The 19,506-nt window shown below is 43.1% G+C and carries 21 protein-coding genes; 18 read left to right on the forward strand and 3 right to left on the reverse strand.

All coding sequences use genetic code 11. The features are described 5' to 3' along the window. Positions 1 to 13: 13 nt before the first annotated feature. From QM870_RS00320 to QM870_RS00330, 3 genes are read left to right on the forward strand one after another with little or no spacing between them, the layout of a single operon-like run. The gene (locus QM870_RS00320; RefSeq protein WP_414368010.1) at positions 14 to 1,645 is read left to right on the forward strand and encodes a M20/M25/M40 family metallo-hydrolase; all 1,632 of its coding nucleotides are present in this window, start codon (positions 14 to 16) and stop codon (positions 1,643 to 1,645) included. A gap of 39 nt (positions 1,646 to 1,684) precedes the next feature. Then, a complete protein-coding gene (locus QM870_RS00325) occupies positions 1,685 to 2,428 on the forward strand; it encodes an ABC transporter ATP-binding protein (RefSeq protein ID WP_014713507.1) in 744 nt (247 codons plus the stop codon). Continuing rightward, entirely contained in the window at positions 2,418 to 4,064 is a 1,647-nt protein-coding gene (locus tag QM870_RS00330) for a hypothetical protein (protein WP_023918402.1), read from the forward strand. Before QM870_RS00325 ends, QM870_RS00330 begins: the two co-directional genes overlap by 11 nt. A gap of 193 nt (positions 4,065 to 4,257) precedes the next feature. Here the strand turns inward: QM870_RS00330 and QM870_RS00335 are convergent, their stop codons facing one another. Next, positions 4,258 to 5,100 (reverse strand): DegV family protein, encoded by an 843-nt coding sequence (locus QM870_RS00335; protein WP_023918400.1) that lies wholly within the window; start codon positions 5,098 to 5,100, stop codon positions 4,258 to 4,260. A 129-nt stretch (positions 5,101 to 5,229) separates the two neighbouring features. On the opposite strand from QM870_RS00335, the gene QM870_RS00340 reads away from it, so the two are divergent. Together QM870_RS00340 and QM870_RS00345 are read left to right on the forward strand one after the other, a co-directional pair. After that, positions 5,230 to 5,799 carry a TetR/AcrR family transcriptional regulator gene (locus QM870_RS00340; RefSeq protein WP_037599347.1) on the forward strand — a complete coding sequence of 190 codons (570 nt, stop codon included), beginning with the start codon at positions 5,230 to 5,232 and terminating at the stop codon, positions 5,797 to 5,799. A gap of 99 nt (positions 5,800 to 5,898) precedes the next feature. After that, positions 5,899 to 6,468 (forward strand): HD domain-containing protein, encoded by a 570-nt coding sequence (locus QM870_RS00345; RefSeq protein WP_414359652.1) that lies wholly within the window; start codon positions 5,899 to 5,901, stop codon positions 6,466 to 6,468. Between the two features lie 185 nt (positions 6,469 to 6,653). Here the strand turns inward: QM870_RS00345 and QM870_RS00350 are convergent, their stop codons facing one another. Continuing rightward, the gene (locus tag QM870_RS00350; protein WP_414368012.1) at positions 6,654 to 7,532 is read right to left on the reverse strand and encodes a polysaccharide deacetylase family protein; all 879 of its coding nucleotides are present in this window, start codon (positions 7,530 to 7,532) and stop codon (positions 6,654 to 6,656) included. Between the two features lie 176 nt (positions 7,533 to 7,708). Between QM870_RS00350 and QM870_RS00355 the strand changes: the two genes are divergently transcribed. The 13 genes from QM870_RS00355 (at position 7,709) to QM870_RS00415 (ending at position 18,749) form a co-directional block, all read left to right on the forward strand. Beyond that, entirely contained in the window at positions 7,709 to 8,995 is a 1,287-nt protein-coding gene (locus QM870_RS00355) for a homoserine dehydrogenase (RefSeq protein ID WP_414368015.1), read from the forward strand. 2 nt (positions 8,996 to 8,997) lie between these two features. Further along, positions 8,998 to 9,864, forward strand: coding sequence for a homoserine kinase (thrB, locus tag QM870_RS00360; RefSeq protein WP_414368018.1), 867 nt, complete (start codon positions 8,998 to 9,000; stop codon positions 9,862 to 9,864). A gap of 83 nt (positions 9,865 to 9,947) precedes the next feature. Next, entirely contained in the window at positions 9,948 to 10,928 is a 981-nt protein-coding gene (locus QM870_RS00365; RefSeq protein WP_049492027.1) for a hypothetical protein, read from the forward strand. A 118-nt stretch (positions 10,929 to 11,046) separates the two neighbouring features. Beyond that, positions 11,047 to 11,943 carry a UDP-N-acetylmuramate dehydrogenase gene (gene murB, locus QM870_RS00370; protein ID WP_049492025.1) on the forward strand — a complete coding sequence of 299 codons (897 nt, stop codon included), beginning with the start codon at positions 11,047 to 11,049 and terminating at the stop codon, positions 11,941 to 11,943. A 208-nt stretch (positions 11,944 to 12,151) separates the two neighbouring features. Further along, positions 12,152 to 13,309, forward strand: a complete 1,158-nt coding sequence (locus QM870_RS00375; RefSeq protein ID WP_045759571.1) for an ABC transporter ATP-binding protein — start codon at positions 12,152 to 12,154, stop codon at positions 13,307 to 13,309. After that, positions 13,290 to 14,096 (forward strand): ABC transporter permease, encoded by an 807-nt coding sequence (locus QM870_RS00380; protein ID WP_003011144.1) that lies wholly within the window; start codon positions 13,290 to 13,292, stop codon positions 14,094 to 14,096. Before QM870_RS00375 ends, QM870_RS00380 begins: the two co-directional genes overlap by 20 nt. Next, complete coding sequence (locus QM870_RS00385) at positions 14,093 to 14,866, forward strand: ABC transporter permease (RefSeq protein ID WP_003002847.1); 774 nt, start codon at positions 14,093 to 14,095, stop codon at positions 14,864 to 14,866. Before QM870_RS00380 ends, QM870_RS00385 begins: the two co-directional genes overlap by 4 nt. Further along, a complete protein-coding gene (locus tag QM870_RS00390; protein WP_070506233.1) occupies positions 14,863 to 15,933 on the forward strand; it encodes an ABC transporter substrate-binding protein in 1,071 nt (356 codons plus the stop codon). The genes QM870_RS00385 and QM870_RS00390 overlap by 4 nt, the downstream gene beginning before the upstream one ends. A gap of 423 nt (positions 15,934 to 16,356) precedes the next feature. Beyond that, positions 16,357 to 16,800: a hypothetical protein gene (locus tag QM870_RS00395; protein ID WP_193389742.1), complete on the forward strand. Its 444-nt coding sequence runs from the start codon at positions 16,357 to 16,359 to the stop codon at positions 16,798 to 16,800. 49 nt (positions 16,801 to 16,849) lie between these two features. Next, positions 16,850 to 17,281, forward strand: a complete 432-nt coding sequence (locus tag QM870_RS00400; RefSeq protein ID WP_049492021.1) for a hypothetical protein — start codon at positions 16,850 to 16,852, stop codon at positions 17,279 to 17,281. 59 nt (positions 17,282 to 17,340) lie between these two features. Next, positions 17,341 to 17,802 (forward strand): hypothetical protein, encoded by a 462-nt coding sequence (locus QM870_RS00405; RefSeq protein ID WP_049492059.1) that lies wholly within the window; start codon positions 17,341 to 17,343, stop codon positions 17,800 to 17,802. A gap of 43 nt (positions 17,803 to 17,845) precedes the next feature. After that, entirely contained in the window at positions 17,846 to 18,271 is a 426-nt protein-coding gene (locus QM870_RS00410) for a lipoprotein BUG3 (protein WP_065426838.1), read from the forward strand. Between the two features lie 34 nt (positions 18,272 to 18,305). Further along, positions 18,306 to 18,749, forward strand: coding sequence for a hypothetical protein (locus QM870_RS00415; protein ID WP_049492014.1), 444 nt, complete (start codon positions 18,306 to 18,308; stop codon positions 18,747 to 18,749). Between the two features lie 134 nt (positions 18,750 to 18,883). Here the strand turns inward: QM870_RS00415 and QM870_RS00420 are convergent, their stop codons facing one another. Beyond that, positions 18,884 to 19,318: a DUF6556 family protein gene (locus QM870_RS00420; protein WP_049492012.1), complete on the reverse strand. Its 435-nt coding sequence runs from the start codon at positions 19,316 to 19,318 to the stop codon at positions 18,884 to 18,886. Between the last annotated feature and the right edge of the window lie 188 nt (positions 19,319 to 19,506).

A 19,506-nucleotide genomic window follows, 5' to 3' on the forward strand; every position in this document is an offset into this window, starting at 1 on the left:
GGATGGAGAGAAAGTGAAAACCACCAATAGAGAGAGCATCGAAACGATTTTTTCCGAAGCCTTGGCGATTCCAAGCTTCACCAATACTGAGACCGAGCAAGGAATCGAAGCCTACCTGGATCAACGGATTGGACAAATCCCCTATTTCAAGGAACACCCGGACCATTTTGGGCGCTATCAGGTGCCACAGGATCACTTGCATCGGTCGGTCAATTGGGCCCTGGTTGATAAGGGAAAGAAAAAAACAGTTATCCTTTTCCACCACCATGATACAGTTGATCTAGAAGACTATGGAAATTTGTCGGAGATCGCGCTCGATTCTGATAAAGTAGCAGAAGCTTTGAAAAGACTGGACAGTCGACCTGATATGCAGGAAGATTTAGCTTCTGGGGAATGGAAATTTGGCAGAGGGTCTTGCGATATGAAAGCAGCATTGGCCCTTCAATTGGGGGTTCTGGAAGCCTATGCGGCAGATCCCGTGGAAGGTCAGGTCAATCTGCTCTATCTCTCTGTTGGAGATGAGGAATCCTATTCACGTGGGATGCGTGGAGCTTTGGGCCTCCTCACAGATTTGCAGGAGAAGTTTGATCTGAATTATGTATTAGCAGTGGATTCAGAACCCTTTGAATCAGAGGTAGGAAAAGAAAAGGTCCTTCACATTGGCACAGTCGGCAAACTCATGCCGGTCGTTGTGGCACAAGGTGTCTTGTCCCATATGAAGGAGCCCCTTAAAGGGATCAATGCCTTGTCACTCTTAGTGGCCATCGCAAGCCAGCTAGATCTTCATCCCGATCTGGCAGATCAGGCGCTGGGAGAAACGTCTCCCCTTCCTTCTTGGTCCTATCTCAGAGATTTGAAGGACCAGTACGATGTATCGACCGTGCTCTATGCGGCTGGTTATTTCAGTGTTCTGCATTTGAAGAAAACACCCCAAGAGCTCCTACAGCGGATTTATGAGCTTAGTCAGGAGGCCTTGGATGCCTTTTACAAGAAGTATGAGCACTTGCAGGATCAGGCTGGCCAAGACCATATGATTGCAAGGCCAAGAGTCATCACCTATCAAGAACTAGAGGAACGATGCCAAGCCATAGAAGGTTACCAAGCCTTTAGGGAAGCTTCTAACCAAAAAGCGGAATACGATTTTCGTAATGGGACCAGCTACCAGAGCCTTGCAATCCAGCAAATCCAGCGACTCCTAGAGTTTCTCGGAGATAAGGATCCCATGGTGGTTATTGGTTTTGCGCCCCCCTATTATCCTTCCATGAACTGCCGCTTTTTGGACAATACCGATCTCAATATCGTGTCCCTCATCACTGATTACCGCGAGTATCTGGACACAAGAGGTTACCTCTTAAAAGTCGAAGAATACTTTATGGGGATTAACGACACCAGTTATTGTGCCTTGGAAAAGGATGTGGCCTCTTATCAAGTCGTCTTGGATAGCCTAGCCACACCAGCCCAGGTCTATGATCTGGATCTGGAAAAAATTGCCCAAATTCAGGTTCCAGCGGTCAATCTAGGCCCTTGGGGCAAAGAATTGCATAAGCGAGGAGAGCGGGTCTACAAAGAAGACTTCTTAGAGACCATTCCAAACTATCTGCTAGAATTGCTCTACCATTTCGATGATCGCTTATCAACAGAATAAGAAAAAACGGTCCCAATGAGGATCCATTAGGGAGTTAACATGATTACATTTCACGGAGTTACCAAAGATTACGATGGGCACATTGCCCTCAACCACTTGGATCTGACCATCGAAGATGGACAAATTGTCGGCTTGATTGGCCACAACGGAGCTGGAAAGTCAACGACGATTAAGAGCCTGGTCAGTGTCATCACCCCAACTACTGGATCCATTGAAGTGGATGGTCAGGACCTCTATAGCCATCGGCTGGCGATCAAAAAGAAGATCGGTTATGTAGCGGATTCACCAGATCTTTTCTTGCGCCTCACAGCCAATGAATTCTGGGAGTTGGTTGCGACCTCTTATGATATGAGTCAGAAAGACTGTGATCAACGCTTGGAAGAGCTTCTTACGATCTTTGATTTTCAGAGCCACCGCTATGAAGTGATTGAATCCTTTTCACATGGGATGCGCCAGAAGGTCTTTGTCATTGCAGCCCTCTTGTCGGATCCAGATATCTGGGTCTTGGACGAACCCATGACCGGTTTGGATCCACAGGCTTCTTACGATTTAAAACAAATGATGCGCCAACATGCGGATCGCGGCAAGACGGTTATTTTCTCTACCCACGTATTAGAAGTGGCCGAACAACTCTGTGATAAGATCGCCATTCTCAAAAAAGGTAATCTCATCTTCTATGGGACGATCGAGGAATTGAAGGGCCAACATCCCGAACAAAGTCTGGAAAGTATCTATCTCAGCCTAGCGGGGCGGAAGGAAGAAGGTGGCGATCATGCGTCTTAAGATCATCCAACAGCTGGTCAATGTCAATATCATCTATGCTAGTCAGCCGGCCCAGATCGCAAAATTACGCGCCAAACAGGCTAAAAAACCGGACGTCAAACTCAATGTTGCCCGCAGATCGGTGCTCAACTACCTCTTTTTAGGATTGGTCTATTTCCTCATATTTGGCTTGCTCTTTAGTATCTATGATTTTGTCCATCAGCCAGCCTTCTTTGTCAATATGGTGGCCCTCTTTTCCTTGATGACCATTTCCCAAGGCTTTATGAGTTTTTACAATGTCTTTTATGAAAGCAAGGACCTCCAGTTTTACCGGCCCTATGCTTTCTCAGATGCGGAAGTCATTGCTGGAAAAAGTATCTCGGTCATCCTGACCCTTCTCATGGCTATCCTTCCATTGATCAGCTATTTTTTGATCCTGCCTGTCCAAGCAGGCGGCTTCAATCCGTTAGGGATCCTGCTAGGCCTCTTTTGTGCCGTGATTCTCTTAGGCGTTCTCTTTTTAGCGACGATTTTACTAGCTCATTTGATCACTAAGACCCTTTTTTTCAAAAAACACACGACCCTGGTCTCCAACATCATGGTCGGAATTGGTTCTCTTCTGAGCCTAGGAGCTTATCTCTATCTGAATCTAGTCCAAACCCATCGGGTAGAGGTGTCGGGTGGAGCGGATATTCCCATTCTATTTCCACCTTTTACAGCCTTTCATCAGTTTATCCTCCATCCTTTTGATGGTGGAGCGATCCTTGGCCTTCTGGGCTGGATAGCGGTGCTTTTGGTCTTGATCGGCCTGGTTCGCAAAATCGTGATCCCACAATTCTATGATGCAGCCCTTGCGGTTGCGACCAACCAAACCGTCAAAGAGCGCGTGAAAGCCATCCATGTGGGCCAGAAAGACTCCTTTAGACAGTTTGTCATTCAGTATCATCGCAGACTCTTGAGCGATGGAACCCTTATGGTGCAAGTCCTATTGATGATGAGTATTCTGCCATATATTTTCCTCCTCAGTGGAGCAGCAGGAGCATCAAAAAATATAGGAGGCCTCAGTCCTTACTTGACACCCCAGTATCTGGTACCACTGACCCTTGTTGCCATCTTGATCGGTGTTTTCAATAGTTTTGGAGGCTTGACCAGTATCGGTATTTCGCTAGAGCGCGAAAACTTTGAATACTTGAGATCCCTCCCTGTTGATTTCAAACGCTATCTCTTTATGAAGTTTTGGTTGCTCTATCTGGTGCAATCCATCCTTCCTGTCATTCTTCTAGTTGGCGTTTGTCTCTATTTTGGCGTCCATCCCTTAGCTATCCTTGCCATGTTACTGATCTGGGTTGTAACGACCATTCCGATCTGCATCCGAGACTATGTCAAAGATTTTCAGAACTTTAGCACCAATTGGACCAATATCACAGAGTTGATGACCCGTCATCGTGGGAATGCAGTTCTTCAGTCTATCCTCTTGATTGTCTTTCTCTTTGTGATGTTTCTCCTGATCATTGTCAGCTTCATTTGGACCTATCATTCCGTCAGCACCCTGCTGGCTGTGATCCTTTATAGTGTCATCCTGCTAATCGGAGCTGGGATCAGCTATACCATTTACCGCAAAAAAATCCGTACCCTCTACCAAGAGATCGGAGAATAAAAAAAGAGAGTGGGACAGAAATCGGTCATTCGTTAGAATTCAATTTCGTCGTCCCACCTCCGCACAGTTGAGTAGGGCTGTAAAGCTGATGAAATCAGTGTAGTAGAGCCCACTCAACCACTGCGTCTTGCTCGACAATCCAAAAACAAATGAGAGGCTAGGACTTTTGTCCTAGCCTCTTTTTAGTGGTAACTTAAATTTCATACCCCATGAGGAGGCCGCCTTCTTCGGCGTAGAAACTACAAAGTCCAGAAGTAGGAAGGACTTCGATCATTGCATGGGCAAATTTTTCACGAACCAATGCAGAGAATTGCTCAATAAATTTTTCATTGTTGCGGTGGGCGATGGTGATATGACCGCCAGCATAACCCGCCTTGATCAATTCATCAAAAGCAGCTTTGATCGCTTTCTTTTGGCCCCGAGCTTTTTGGAGCAACTCAAGAGTACCGGTCTTACTAGCTTCCCCGACCATACGGATATTGAGGAGTCCGACAACAGTCCCGATCAATTTGCTGAGACGCCCATTTTTGACCAGATTATCAACCTTGGCCAAAACAAAGAGCAACTTCGTCTTAGACTGGTAGGTCGTGATCACATCGACTACTTGATCAAAATCGAGGCCTTCAGCGACCAACTGATTGAGCTTGCGAACGATCAGGTCCACCTCACCCCCAGCTGACAAGCTATTAATGACGTGGATATTGGTATTCGGATGCTCTTCTAGATAAATCTTCTTGGCCACCTCAGCACTATTGTAGCTACCTGAAAGGGTTCCAGTGATGGTCACAACGACGATATTTTCAGCTCCTTCAAAGGACTTCATATAATCATCGGGACTCGGACAGGCAGACTTAGAAGCAGTCGTAGTCGCATACATCTCTTCCATCATCTGATCGATATTGAGTTGGACATCATCTGTGTAGATAGTTTCTCCCACTTGGATGGTCAGTGGGACACTGACAAACTCCGTATCTGGTGCCAGGTTGTCCAAAGAGCGGTAGTCACAGCCTGAATCCGCAATAATTTTCCATTTCATCAGTTCATACCTCATAATTGTATAAAAATGTACATTGACAAGTAGTTTGTCTTCTTTTACAATTATATCATGAAGTACCATGCTATCCAAGCAGATAACATCAGGTGAGACAGATAGAAAGTAAATGTTATGGCAGAAAGAAAAATATCCGAGAAATCCTTGGAAAATCTCAAACGATTTAACCAAGAAAACAATGCGATTACACGAGAATCCATCGAAATCTCTCTCCTGCAACTATTGGAGAAAAAAGATCTGAAAAAGATCACCATCTCTGAGCTGGTTCAGCGTGCTGGGGTCTCTCGCGCGGCCTTTTACCGCAATTATGGATCAAAAGAAGAGATTCTTGAGTCTATCTTTCAATCTAGTATCGCAAAAATTACCAAGTCTTTAGATGGCTACAACCTCAAGACAGATCTCTACCAAGTCTGGGTCTATCTTTTTAAGGAAGTTAAGAAAGAAGCTAAGATTATCAGCCTGGCCATTGATTACAATTTTGAACGGCTCTTGACCAAGGCAGTCTATGACTTTTTAGAAAAACGAAATGGCAGCTCATCAAATGGCGCTGGCAGCTACCTCAATTCCTTCTGGAGCTCAGCCATTGTCTCTGTCATCTCCAAATGGATCAAGGATGGCATGAAGATTCCCGCTGAGAAAATCGCGACCCTAGGCCTTCCTCTCTTCCCACAAAAGAAGAAGTAATCACCACCGAGAGGTGGTTTTAAAGTAAACTGCACATCTCCATAACTAGTTCAAATGAATAGATAAAACTGAGCAGAGATTAAACAAAGGACAAGAACGATGATCGAAGAACGAATCCAAGTTGCTAAGCAGTATGTTAAAACCTTATTTGCTGATCGAGCGGATGGCCATGATGTAGAGCATACCCTCCGCGTCTATACCAATGCTATGAGAATCGCACAAGCAGAAGGTCCATGTGATCTGGAGATAGTGGGCTTGTCAGCTCTTCTTCACGATGCTGATGATGATAAATTGTTTCAAACAGAGAATCATGCGAATGCTCGTAAGTTTCTAGAAGAGATCGGTACTCCTAAAAACCAAATCGAGCAGATTTGTCGGGTAATCAATGCTGTTTCTTTCAGCAAAAATCGCGGTAAGCATCCAGAAACCTTAGAAGGCAAGATTGTCCAGGATGCAGACCGCCTGGATGCGATAGGAGCTGTAGGAATTGCGCGAACTTTTTCCTATGGTGGCCACAAAGGGAGGTCCCTCACTGATACCGTCCAACATTTCCATGACAAATTGCTTCTCTTAAAAGATGAAATGAACACGGAGACTGGCAAGCAAATGGCAGAAAGTCGCCATCAATTTTTAATCACCTTTCTAAATGAACTAGAGAAGGAACTCTAACAAAAGAGGCTGGGACAAAAGTCCTAGCCTCTCAATTATTTTTGTATTGTCGAGCAAAACGCAGTGGTTGAGTGGGCTCTACTACGCTGATTTCATCAGCTTTTACAGCCCTACTCAACTGTGCGGAGGTGGGACGACGAAATCGAATTCTAACGAATTACCGATTTCTGTCCCACTCTCTTTCTTTATTCTTGGATCATGGCTAGGAGGTCCTCTCCTGTAGTGGTTGGAAGGATCCGAACTCGTTTGAGGGAATAGAGGCCATCAGCGGAGCTGGCGAGTCCATTTTTAGTGGTGAGGCCTAGTTTGTAGTCAGCTTTCTTGGCTTGGTCGATCGTGATTTGGCTGTAGCGACCAGATGGGTAGACGATAACGCTGGTATTTTGATCCAGCACCTTATCTAGCAGGCGTTTAGAAGCAACCAGCTCATTCTTTTGAGTCTCAATGCTGGAATTGGCTAGGTCTGGATGATTGACCGTATGGCTTTCAAAGGTCAAGCCAGCATGTTTCATCTCTTTGATTTGGTCAAAGGTCAGGACATTTTCTTTTTCCTGTTGAGTAAAGTCTGTGATGATATTGTTAGTGGCCGTCATCTTATATTTTTTAAGAAGCGGATAGACGATGGTATAGAAATCCTCGACGCCATCATCAAAGGTCAACCAGACATATTTCTTTCCTTTGGGAACTTCGTTCTTTGCGAGGATCCGATAGGCCTCCTCAGGGGTCAGTGTGTAGTAACCCGCTTTTTTCAGGGCCTTTAGTTGGCTTTCAAAGGTTTCTGGATCAACTATCAGATTGGCATTGGCAGCTTCGGACTCAGCCATATTATGTACAGAGTGGTACATGAGGATGGGCAGTTTGACCGGCTTTTTCACTCGGGTCCACTCGATAGAGGAGCTGTCTTCATCTAGCGAGCGCGTCATGGCAGTGTTACTTGTATTTCCATCACTGGGTTGAGTGATCCGTTTGATCAGAAGAAAGCTACAAATAAAGATAGAAACCAGAAGAAGGGCATTGATCCCAAGTAGGATTTTGATTTTTTTAGGTAGTCTTCGTTTACTCATGGTGTCACCGCTTTCATTATTTTCTTTATTGTACCACAAATTCTATGTTCTTTTCCAGAACTTGCTACAGCTTGCTATTGTCATGAAGATTCAGACTTTTTAAGGCAATTGGCTGTAAAAAACGCAAGTTTTTGTTATAATGGACCTATTATAGAAAATTCAAGGAGACCCATAGGATGTCTGTTAAGATTGCCTTACTAGGATTTGGTACTGTTGCCAGTGGCGTACCATTTTTATTAAAAGAAAACCATGAAAAAATTACCCAGGCAGCTCAAGATGAAATCGAGATTGCCAAGGTCTTGGTTCGCGATGATGCGGAAAAGCAAAGCTTGCAAGCGGCTGGCCATGACTACAACTTTGTGACCAATGTCGATGAGATCATTGAAGACAAAGAGATTGCCATCGTGGTTGAATTGATGGGCCGGATTGAGCCAGCGAAGACCTTTATCACCCGTGCTCTTGAAGCGGGTAAGCATGTGGTCTCTGCTAACAAAGACCTTCTAGCTGTTCATGGAAGTGAATTGTTAGAGGTTGCTCAAAAACACCAAGTAGCTCTTTATTATGAAGCAGCTGTAGCGGGTGGGATCCCAATCCTTCGGACCTTGGTGAATTCTTTGGCTTCTGACAAGGTGACCAAAGTACTCGGTGTAGTCAATGGAACCTCCAACTTCATGATGACCAAAATGGTGGAAGAAGGCTGGACTTATGAAGATGCTTTAGCAGAAGCGCAACGCCTTGGTTACGCTGAAAGTGACCCAACCAATGACGTCGAAGGGATTGATGCAGCCTACAAGATGGTGATCTTGAGTCAATTTGCCTTTGGGATGAACATCCAATTTGACCAAGTAGGTCACAAAGGGATCAGCCAGATCACTCCTCAAGATGTATCGGTTGCTCAAAGCCTTGGATATGTCATTAAGCTGGTCGGATCTATCGTTGAAACAGAGTCAGGGATCGCAGCAGAAGTGACACCAACCTTCCTTCCAAAACAACATCCACTCGCAGGAGTGAATGATGTCATGAATGCGGTCTATGTGGAATCCATCGGTATTGGTGAGTCTATGTACTACGGACCAGGTGCTGGTCAAAAACCAACTGCGACAAGTGTCGTAGCCGACCTCGTCCGCATTGTCCGTCGTCTAAAAGAAGGAACGATCGGTAAAGCCTTCAATGAATACAGTCGCCCTCTTCAATTGGCTAAGCCAGAAGACGTGAAGAACAATTATTACTTCTCAATCAAGGCACCAGATGCGACTGGTCAAATCTTGCGTCTTGCGGAAATCTTTAATGCAGAAGGAGCTTCCTTCAAGCAAATCCTTCAAGAAGACTCAGATGGTCACTATGCAAGTGTTGTCATCATTACTCACCAAGTTAACCAAACTCAATTCAAGAACTTGGTTGAAAAATTGGATTCAGAGGCGAATTTCGAACTCTTGAATACCTTTAAAGTCTTGGGAGAATAAGCATGAAAATTATTGTTCCAGCAACCAGTGCCAATGTAGGGCCAGGATTTGATTCTGTTGGGATTGCCGTGACTCGCTATTTGACCATTGAAGTCCTTGAACCAGCAGATGCTTGGTTTATTGAGCATGATCTTGGAGCAGGGATTCCGACAGATGAGAAAAACCTTTTGCTCTCAACAGCTCTTTCTATCTCAACTGATATGCAACCCCATCGGATCAAGATGACTAGTGAAGTGCCTTTGGCGCGTGGTCTTGGATCTTCTAGCTCGGTCATTGTCGCAGGGATTGAATTGGCCAACCAATTAGCCAACCTCCAGCTATCAGACGCTGAGAAATTACGCATCGCGACCGAGATCGAAGGTCATCCGGATAATGTAGCTCCAGCTATCTTTGGGAATATGGTCATTGCGAGCTACATCGGTGAAGATGTCCAATATGTCACGGCTGACTTCCCAAGCTGTGACCTTGTGGCCTTTGTACCGAGCTACCAATTGAAGACCAGTGATAGTCGGAATGTCCTACCGAAAGAATGGTCTTATAAGGAAGCTGTTGCAGCCAGTAGCGTAGCCAATGTCGCTATCGCAGCTCTCCTCAAGGGAGATTTGCTGACGGCTGGTCGCTCCATCGAGTCTGATCATTTCCACGAACGCTACCGTCAATCTCTTGTCAAAGAGTTTCCTCAGGTCAAAGAAGTCGCCCATGCGCATGGGGCTTACGCCACCTATCTGTCGGGAGCAGGCCCAACGATCATGAACCTCTTAGCGCCAGAGCATGCAGCAGCCTTTGTTGCAGCTCTCGAAAAACTCGGGCTAGATGGTCAGATTTTCCAACTTAAAATCGACACATTTGGCGTTCGTGTTGAGAAATAAGACTGAATGTAACACAATTGAAAAAAGGATGTATACTTTTGTATATGTCCTTTTTGCTTCTCCTATGGTAGAATGGGAACAGTATGGGGAAAAGCTCAAGCTTTCCTGAAAATCTAGGGGGAAACATGAAACCAGAATATTTATATAGTATTGCTACCGATCTTGGTCTGCAATTTGATGGCGAAGCTCGTGTGATGTATGGAGAGCGTGAAGGCTTCTTGTTGGTCATTGAAGGCGCTCAAACCAAGAATGTATTTACCATTTCACTCAGTGTGAAACAAGGTTCCGAAGGAGACTTGATCGAAGATAGTGAAATTCTTTGGAATGAATTAAAAGAACAATCAAAAGCCATTAATGCTATCTCTTCTGATGGTTACTTGACCTCGATCGTTGTCAAAGGTGGAATGATCAAAGGGAAGGCTGTCGAAACCTTATGGACAGCTATCCAAGATATTGTTGATTTCTTACTCAACCACCAATTTGTGCAAGTGAATGCGGAAACGGGTGAGGAAGGACCAATCGGTCTGTATCAAATTGGAGATGCGATCTTTTTAATCGACGATGCAACCTTTAGAGCCTACCAAGCCGAAGTGCAAGATACAGTTGAGGCTTATGAAGCGCGGGAAGAAAACTTCCTTTTGGGGATTGTAGGGGCTGTGATCGGTGTAATCATCGGTGGAGCAGTTGCCCTCTTGGTAGCGCGTCTTGGCTATGTATCTGTTTTAGCAGGGGCTGCCCTCGGTTATTGTACCATCAAAGGTTATGAGATTCTTGGTAAGAAATTGACTAAAAAAGGTGTGGTAGTTTCAGCTATTTTGATGGTCTTGACCGTCTTTTTGGTCAACCAATTAGATTATACTTTGGCGCTTATGAGTGAACTGGATTTGCCATTTGATATGTCCTGGACGCTTCTCAATGAAGCGACATTCTCAGGGGATGTCCCTGATAAATTTTACTTGAATCTAGCACTCTTAGCTGTCTTTACTCTTGGTGGTGCTTGGATTTCGGTCAAATCAGCTCTGGATGGACAAAAGAATCGTGCCATTGCTCGTAAAATTGCATAATGAATGATAAAAGGAAGGCCTGAATATTATAGGTCTTCTTTTGTTTTTTAGGGTCGAAAAATAGTCAAAAATTTGGTATAATAGTTTGTATTTTTATAGAGAGAGAACAGACAGAAAGATGAATGAAAAAATAAATCAAATTCTTGAAGGGATTGATATCCGTTTTCAAGAACCTTTAAAACATTATACCTTCACAAAGGTAGGTGGGAATGCTGAATTTTTAGCCTTTCCCCGCAACCAATACGAATTAAAACGCATCGTTCAATTTGCCAACCAAGAGCAAATTCCATGGATGGTCCTGGGCAATGCATCCAATATCATTGTCCGCGATGGGGGCATTCCGGGATTTGTCATTATGTTTGATCGCTTGCGTGACATCAGTGTGGATGGTTATGTGATCGAAGCAGAGGCAGGTGCTAAACTCATCGACACCACCCATGTGGCCTTGCACCATAGTTTGAAAGGTTTTGAGTTTGCTAGTGGCATTCCAGGCAGTGTCGGTGGTGCAGTCTTTATGAATGCGGGAGCCTATGGAGGAGAGATCGCGCATGTCCTAGTATCCTGTAAGGTCTTGACCAAAGACGGAGAGATCGAAACTCTGTCAGCGAGTGAACTAGCTTTTGGCTACCGTCAATCTAAGATTCAAGAGACAGGTGCTGTCGTCATCTCTGCCAAATTTGCTTTGTCTCCTGGCAATCACGAGCAAATCAAGCAGGAGATGGATCGGTTGACCCATCTTCGTCAGTTGAAACAACCCCTTGAATACCCTTCTTGTGGATCCGTCTTTAAGCGTCCTGTCGGTCATTTTGCAGGTCAATTGATTAGTGAAGCAGGTTTGAAAGGCTATCGAATCGGTGGTGTTGAAGTGTCTGAAAAACATGCCGGCTTTATGGTCAATGTCGATAATGGAACAGCTAAGGACTACGAAGACCTGATCGCCCATGTCATTGAAGCAGTCGAGGCTCACTCAGGCGTTCGTTTAGAACCAGAAGTTCGCATTATCGGTCAAGCCTAAGAACGTTAGTATTGAAGAATAATTGATAGTGTAAACATCGATAGCATCAGTCGGAAAGGGGGTGAGTGCCTATCGATACCGTAAATAGGTGGGGCAGTCTAGTAAGTCCCCGAGAGGTATTGGTGGCCTGACAGGTCTTCCTGTCAGCCGCTGCGTTTTCGTTTGAAAAGCAGTTTGGTAATCGTAGTAAAGAAGGAATTTATGTGAATTGAAAAAACCAATTATTGAGTTTAAAAATGTTACAAAGGTCTTTGAAGATAGCGGAACCGTTGTCCTAAAGGATATCAATTTTGAATTGGAAGAAGGGAAGTTCTATACCCTGCTCGGTGCATCTGGATCAGGAAAATCAACTATCCTTAATATCATTGCCGGTCTTTTAGATGCTAGCTCTGGAGATGTCTACCTTGATGGGGAACGGATCAATGATGTCCCTACCAACAAGCGGGATGTCCACACCGTCTTTCAGTCCTATGCCCTGTTTCCGCATATGACGGTCTTTGAAAATGTGGCTTTTCCCCTTCGTTTGAAAAAGCTGGACAAGGCTGAGATCGAACGTCGGGTTTCAGAAGTATTGAAAATGGTCCAGTTAGCAGGATTTGAAAAACGCTCGATCCAAAAATTATCGGGTGGTCAACGCCAGCGGGTAGCTATTGCACGGGCTATTATCAATGAACCACGAGTAGTCCTTTTAGATGAGCCTTTGTCTGCACTTGACTTGAAACTTCGGACAGACATGCAGTATGAGTTGCGGGAATTGCAACAACGCTTGGGCATTACCTTTGTCTTTGTTACCCACGACCAAGAAGAAGCCCTTGCCATGAGTGACTGGATCTTTGTCATGAATGAAGGAGAGATCGTCCAATCTGGTACACCGGTTGATATCTATGATGAACCGATCAACCACTTTGTAGCGACTTTTATCGGGGAGTCCAACATCCTAGATGGTCGCATGATCGAGGACTACTTGGTTGAGTTCAATGGCAAACGCTTTGAAGCCGTCGATGGAGGGATGCGTCCAAATGAACCAGTTGAAGTCGTCATTCGTCCAGAAGACTTGCAAATCACCCTTCCTGAAGAAGGCAAGCTCCAAGTGAAGGTGGACACCCAGCTCTTCCGTGGTGTGCATTACGAGATCATCGCCTATGATGATTTGGGTAATGAGTGGATGATTCACTCCACTCGTAAGGCCATTGTGGGAGAAGTCATCGGGCTAGACTTTGAACCAGAAGATATCCACGTTATGCGTCTCAATGAAACCGAGGAAGAATTCGATGCGCGGATCGAAGAGTACGTTGAAGTGGAAGAGCAAGAAGCTGGTTTGATTAATGCCATTGAGGAGGAAAGAGATGAAGAAAACAACCTCTAATCTATTTATCCTCCCCTATTTCTTGTGGATTTTTCTCTTTGTCTTGGCTCCTGTAGTCATGATCATCTTTCAATCGTTTTTCAACGTTGAAGGGCAGTTTTCACTTGAAAACTACAAAGAGTTCTTTACTTCGCAAAATCTGACCTATTTAAAGATGAGTTTTAATTCGGTCCTTTATGCCGGAATTGTCACCCTGGTGACGCTCTTGATCTCCTATCCGACTGCTTACTTTTTGACGCTGCTCAAACACCGGCAGTTGTGGTTGATGTTGATCGTCTTGCCAACCTGGGTCAATCTCTTGCTCAAGGCCTATGCCTTTATCGGAATCTTTGGGCAAAACGGCTCCATCAATAGCTTTTTAAGCTTTCTCGGAGTCGCTCCCCAGCAGATCCTCTTTACCGATTTCTCCTTTATCTTTGTAGCCAGCTACATCGAGTTGCCGTTTATGATTTTGCCGATCTTTAATGTCTTAGATGACTTGGATCCAAACTTGATCAATGCCAGCTATGATTTGGGAGCCAATCGTTGGGATACCTTCCGTCATGTGGTCTTCCCCTTGTCCATGAATGGAGTCCGCTCAGGTGTGCAGTCTGTCTTTATTCCTAGTCTGAGTCTCTTCATGTTGACACGGATGATCGGTGGAAATCGCGTCATTACCTTAGGGACTGCGATTGAACAGCACTTCCTAACAACACAAAACTGGGGAATGGGTTCTACCATCGGAGTTGTTCTGATCCTTGCTATGCTCTTTACCATGTGGGCAACGAGAGAAAGGAGAGAACGATGAAAAAAGTATCTCATTTCTATCTAGGCTTCGTCTTTCTGATCCTCTATCTTCCAATCTTCTATTTGATCTTTTATGCTTTCAATAAAGGGGGAGATATGAATGCCTTCACAGGCTTCACGCTTGAGCATTTCAATGAATTGTTCGCAGATAGTCGCCTGATGCTGATCTTATCAGAGACCTTCCTCTTGGCCTTCTTGTCAGCCTTGATTGCGACGGTGATCGGAACCTTTGGAGCCATTTATATCTACCAATCCAAGAAAAAGTTAGAAGGACCTTTGCTCTCCATCAATAACATTCTCATGGTAGCACCAGACGTTATGATTGGGGCCAGCTTCTTGATTCTCTTTACGACGGTGAAGTACCAGCTAGGTTTCCTATCTGTTCTGGCTAGCCACGTGGCCTTCTCGATTCCCATTGTGGTCTTGATGGTCTTGCCACGTCTCAAGGAAATGAACCGGGATATGGTTAATGCTGCCTATGACTTGGGAGCTACTCAAGTGCAAATGCTCAAAGAGATCATGTTGCCGTATCTGACACCAGCCATCATTGCGGGCTACTTTATGGCCTTTACCTATTCGCTTGATGACTTCGCCGTGACCTTCTTTGTAACTGGAAATGGCTTTACAACCTTGTCTGTAGAGATCTACTCACGTGCCCGTCAAGGAATTTCCCTCAGTATCAATGCCTTGTCTGCCCTTGTCTTTCTCTTTAGTGTGCTCTTGGTCATCGGTTACTACTTTATTACTCGTGAAAAGGAGGAAGCAGCATGAAAAAACTTTATTCATTCCTAACTGGGATTGTCCTTGTCATTCTGGTCCTCTGGGGAATTAGCCACCAGATCGAAGCGAGCATGAATACCAAAAATAGTGACAAGCTGGTCATCTACAACTGGGGAGATTATATCGATCCAGACTTGCTCAAGGAATTCACCAAAGAAACAGGGATTCAGGTGCAATATGATACCTTTGATTCCAACGAAGCCATGTACACTAAGATCAAGCAAGGTGGAACTACCTACGATATTGCGATACCTAGTGAATACATGATTGCCAAGATGATGGATGAACATCTGGTTGAAAAGTTGGACCAATCCAAGATCAAAGGGATGGAAAATATCGATCCAAAACTCTTGAACCAATCGTTTGATCCGGGTAACCAATATTCAGTACCTTATTTCTGGGGTACCTTGGGGATTATCTACAATACCAAGATGGTCAAAAATGCTCCGGAACATTGGTCAGATCTCTGGCGTGAAGAGTACAGAAATGACATCATGATGTACGATGGTGCGCGTGAGGTCATGGGAATTGGTCTCAATACCTTGGGCTATAGCCTCAATGAAAAGGATCCAAAGAAATTGCAAGAGGCAGTAGATAAACTCTACACCTTGACACCCAACATCAAAGCTTTGGTGGCCGATGAGATGAAAGGCTATATGATCCAAAACAATGCAGCTATTGGGGTTACCTTCTCAGGAGAAGCCAGCCAAATGCTCGAAGCCAATAAGGATCTTCGCTATGTCGTCCCAACTGAAGCCAGCAACCTTTGGTTTGATAACATTGTCATTCCAAAAACCGTGAAAAATAAAGAAGCAGCATATGCCTTTATTAACTTCATGCTTCGTCCTAAAAATGCTTTGAAAAATGCTCTTTATGTCGGCTACTCAACGCCAAATAAAAAAGCCAAAGCCATGTTGCCAAAAGAAATCCAAGATGACCAATCCTTCTATCCAAGCGATGAAACGCTGGACCATTTGGAAGTCTATCAACAATTAGGCAAGAAATTGCTTGGAGTCTATAACGATCTTTACCTTCAGGTCAAGATGTATCGGAAATAACACAAAAGGAACCTTCGGGTTCCTTTTTGATTGAAGATAAACTCCTCTTAGAAACTTTCCTTAAGTGAATACGGACGTCAGCGAACTTCTACGAAGTTCCATGACTTAGTTTTGAACCTAAAGTTTCAAAACTCCCGAGTGCTAGAAACAATGGTGTTTCTAGCACTTTTCTCACAGCGGAAAGTTTCATTATATATTTAGATACTCTACAAAAATGCAACATTTGAATTCTTAGCATCACTTAGGTTGTTATTTGTAAAAAAGGATTACCTATATTCTAGAAGAACCCCGAAAGTTCTTTTATGATTGCTGCATATAGTCTCTAACTAGTGAGTTAGATTGAGATTCAAATGAAAGATGCTATAATAGTAAGGAAAGTGACTGTCCCATTCAGTCATGAAAGGAAGGATTGGAGAAGAAGAGATGAAGAGACGACTGGAACTATTTTTGATTATTCTGTTACCGATCCTAGGACTGGTTTTTCTTGGCGGAAAAATCATGAATCTGACCAAAAGACCAGAACAGAAGATAACAACCACTTCTTCAAAGAAAGTCGTACAAAAATCAGAAGAAGAAATAAAAAAAGAACAAGAAGCATATCTCAAAGAGCATGAGCAAGAAATCGTCGATTTTGTAAAGTCTCAAAATCCAAAAATTGAGTCAGTTCAGATTAATTGGGATGAAACTCAGAAGAGTGATGGTGGACTTACAACTCCCGAATATTATATGAATGTTTTTGGGCGAATTAATAATATCGAGAACTCAGGATGGGGAGTGGATATTCCAATTAATGATGATCAGTCAATTAACATGCGAGAAATGTTTATGCTCCATGAACCTACGATTGGCGGAAAGCCAATTTCCTAATCAAGTACAATACGTTTTGAAAATGAACTGTGTTAGAGAAAGTTACCCCATGGAAAAACGAACGATATTTAAATTAATCACTACATTAGCTCTCCTTGCAAGTATAGGAGGATGTACCATAAAATCAAAAGAGCAAACAAAACAAGCACCCATTGCAACCCCTTCGACAACCAAGGAAGACAAAAAAACCATTAAACAAAAACAGCTCACATATCTGAAAGAACACGAGCAAGAGATGACAGCCTATGTTAAAGCTCATAATGCTAACATTACGCAGGTGTCTTATGACTGGGACAGTATTAAAACAGTTGTAGGAGGTAATGGAACGCCTCAGGGAGGTGACGAAATACTATTAGTTTATGGTTATGCCAATGGAAGTGATCTAACAAATTTTAGCCTGAATTTTACGTTAGACGAAAATAAAATGCCTAAAATAGATTCAATTGGTTCAGACAATTTGTATCGGGTAGAAAAGAAATGATCCGTCCGTTAGACAATGAGAGATGCAATAGAGGAATCACTTTTAAACGAAATAAAATTATGAGAAAACAAATAAACAATTTGATAATCGCACTTGCTTTCATTTCAACACTTGGATGTCTAGTAGGATGTGTGAAGAAAGAACGTGAAAAGAGCAGACAAGCGCAGACTGTCACCTCTTCAACCACAAAAGAAGATAAAGAAGCCATTAAACAAAAGCAGCTAGCCTATTTGAAAGAACATGAAAAAGAAATTGTTGATTTTGTGAAAGCTCAAAATCCAAAAGTCGAATCCGTTCAGATTGATTGGAACAGTATGCAAATTGAAGAGTCTGGAAACGGAACGCCTCAGGGTGGTGGATACAATTTATCTATTTCTGGTCAGATTAATCAATTAAAAAACACAAAATTCTCCGTTGATTTTTACCTAGAAGATCAAAATAGCATACCAACTATCAAAAAAATGGGCATGCTTAATGATATCTATATCGAGGAAAATGGTGGCTGGAAAATTTTTTCTTAAGTAAATAGAAGTAAAAGTGTTATGAGGAAACAAGAAAATTAAAATGAAATGTACACTTAAGTTATTAGCTTTAATGTTTATTTTCACAAGCATTGGAGGTTGTAGTGTAAAACAAAAAGCTCATACAAAACAAGTACAAACTGCAACCTCTTCCTCCACAAAAGAAGATATAGAAGTGATCAAACAAAAACAACTTGTTTATCTCAAAGAGCACGAGCAAGAAATCGTCAATTTTGTGAAATCGAAGAGTTCAAAGGTTGATTCTGTTCAGATTTATTGGGACGAAACGCAATGGATTGATGGTGGAAATGGGACCCCACAAGGTGGAGATGAGGTCATAGAAATTTTTGGTACCGTCAATCAACTTGAAGATTCAGGATGGAGGGTGGATGTCGTATTTGATTCTGATCAAAAGATGACATTTAGTATGGGCCATAATATTAGTATTAAGGGTGATTATATTGAGTAAGAACTGGAAGATTCAAAGTCTGTAAGGAGGATTTATGAAGAGACAAATGGAACTATTTTTGATCATTTTGTTACCGATCCTAGGACTGGTTTTTCTTGGAGGAAAAATCATGACCCTGACCAAAAGACCTGAACAGAAGATAACGACCCCATCTTCAAAGAAAGTCGTACAAAAACCAGAAGGAGACATAAAAAAAGAACAACTGGACTACCTAAAAGAACACGAACAGAAGGTTATTGATTTAGTCAAAGCACAAAATTCAAAAGTTGAATCCGTTCAGATTGATTGGGATCAGACACAATGGAGTGATGGTGGGCTTACAACTCCCGAATATTATATGAATGTTTATGGACGTATAAATCATATTGAAGAATCGGGTTGGGGAGTAGATATCCCAATTAATGAGGACAATACATTGAATCTAGATGAGATGTATATAGGATCCGACATTGATATAGGGGGGAGATTACTTGAGTAATTGGATCAAATCTAGGAAGAGCGTTCAAAGCTCAAGTGGGAGTACGACAATGAGATAGATGCTTTCTATATAAATCAGAAAAAGCTGGCATCGAAAGCCAAAAAAAAATCAGTAAGGTTGTCCTTACTGATTTTTTAGTTGGTTCTAGATGATGCTGTATCTGCGCCACTGTCTGTTGCTGTGGAACCTTGGTCTTGTGCGGCAGACGAGCTAGATTCAGTAGCAGATGAGCTATCGGTTTCTTTTTGTGAACTTGTTTCTGTATTGCTTGAATCGGTTTGCGTATTGGTGTTAGTATCTGTATTGGTAGCGCTTGAGTCAGATCCCTTATCATGAACCACGACGACGCTGGTGCTACTAGATGGTTTGTCTTCTGTTTTTTGATTATCTTTATTGAGCAGGCTCATGATGGTAAAGGAAGTGACGATAATCCCTAGGAGACTGGCAATCGTGGCTACAACCGTTTGAAATACGGACAAACCTTGTTTGACTTTCTCACCGCGAGATGGTCTTGAGTCTACTTTTTCCTCAGGTTTTTGGTTTTTGTTACTTCTTGAATATTGTGACATGTTCATTCTCTTTCTATCAAAAATTGTTTTTTAACACTTTCCTATTATAAGTCATTTTCTGAAAAATGTCTAAAAAGAACTGAATTTTATAGAGTGATTTTGCCGTGTCTCTCTTTATCAAATCCTTGTCCCAAGCGGTCAGAAATGATAAAATATAAGTTACGTAAAAAGAAAGTGATGGATGCGTA

It is taken from the genome of Streptococcus parasanguinis (genome assembly GCF_047463195.1).
Taxonomy (GTDB): Bacteria; Bacillota; Bacilli; order Lactobacillales; family Streptococcaceae; genus Streptococcus; species Streptococcus parasanguinis_R.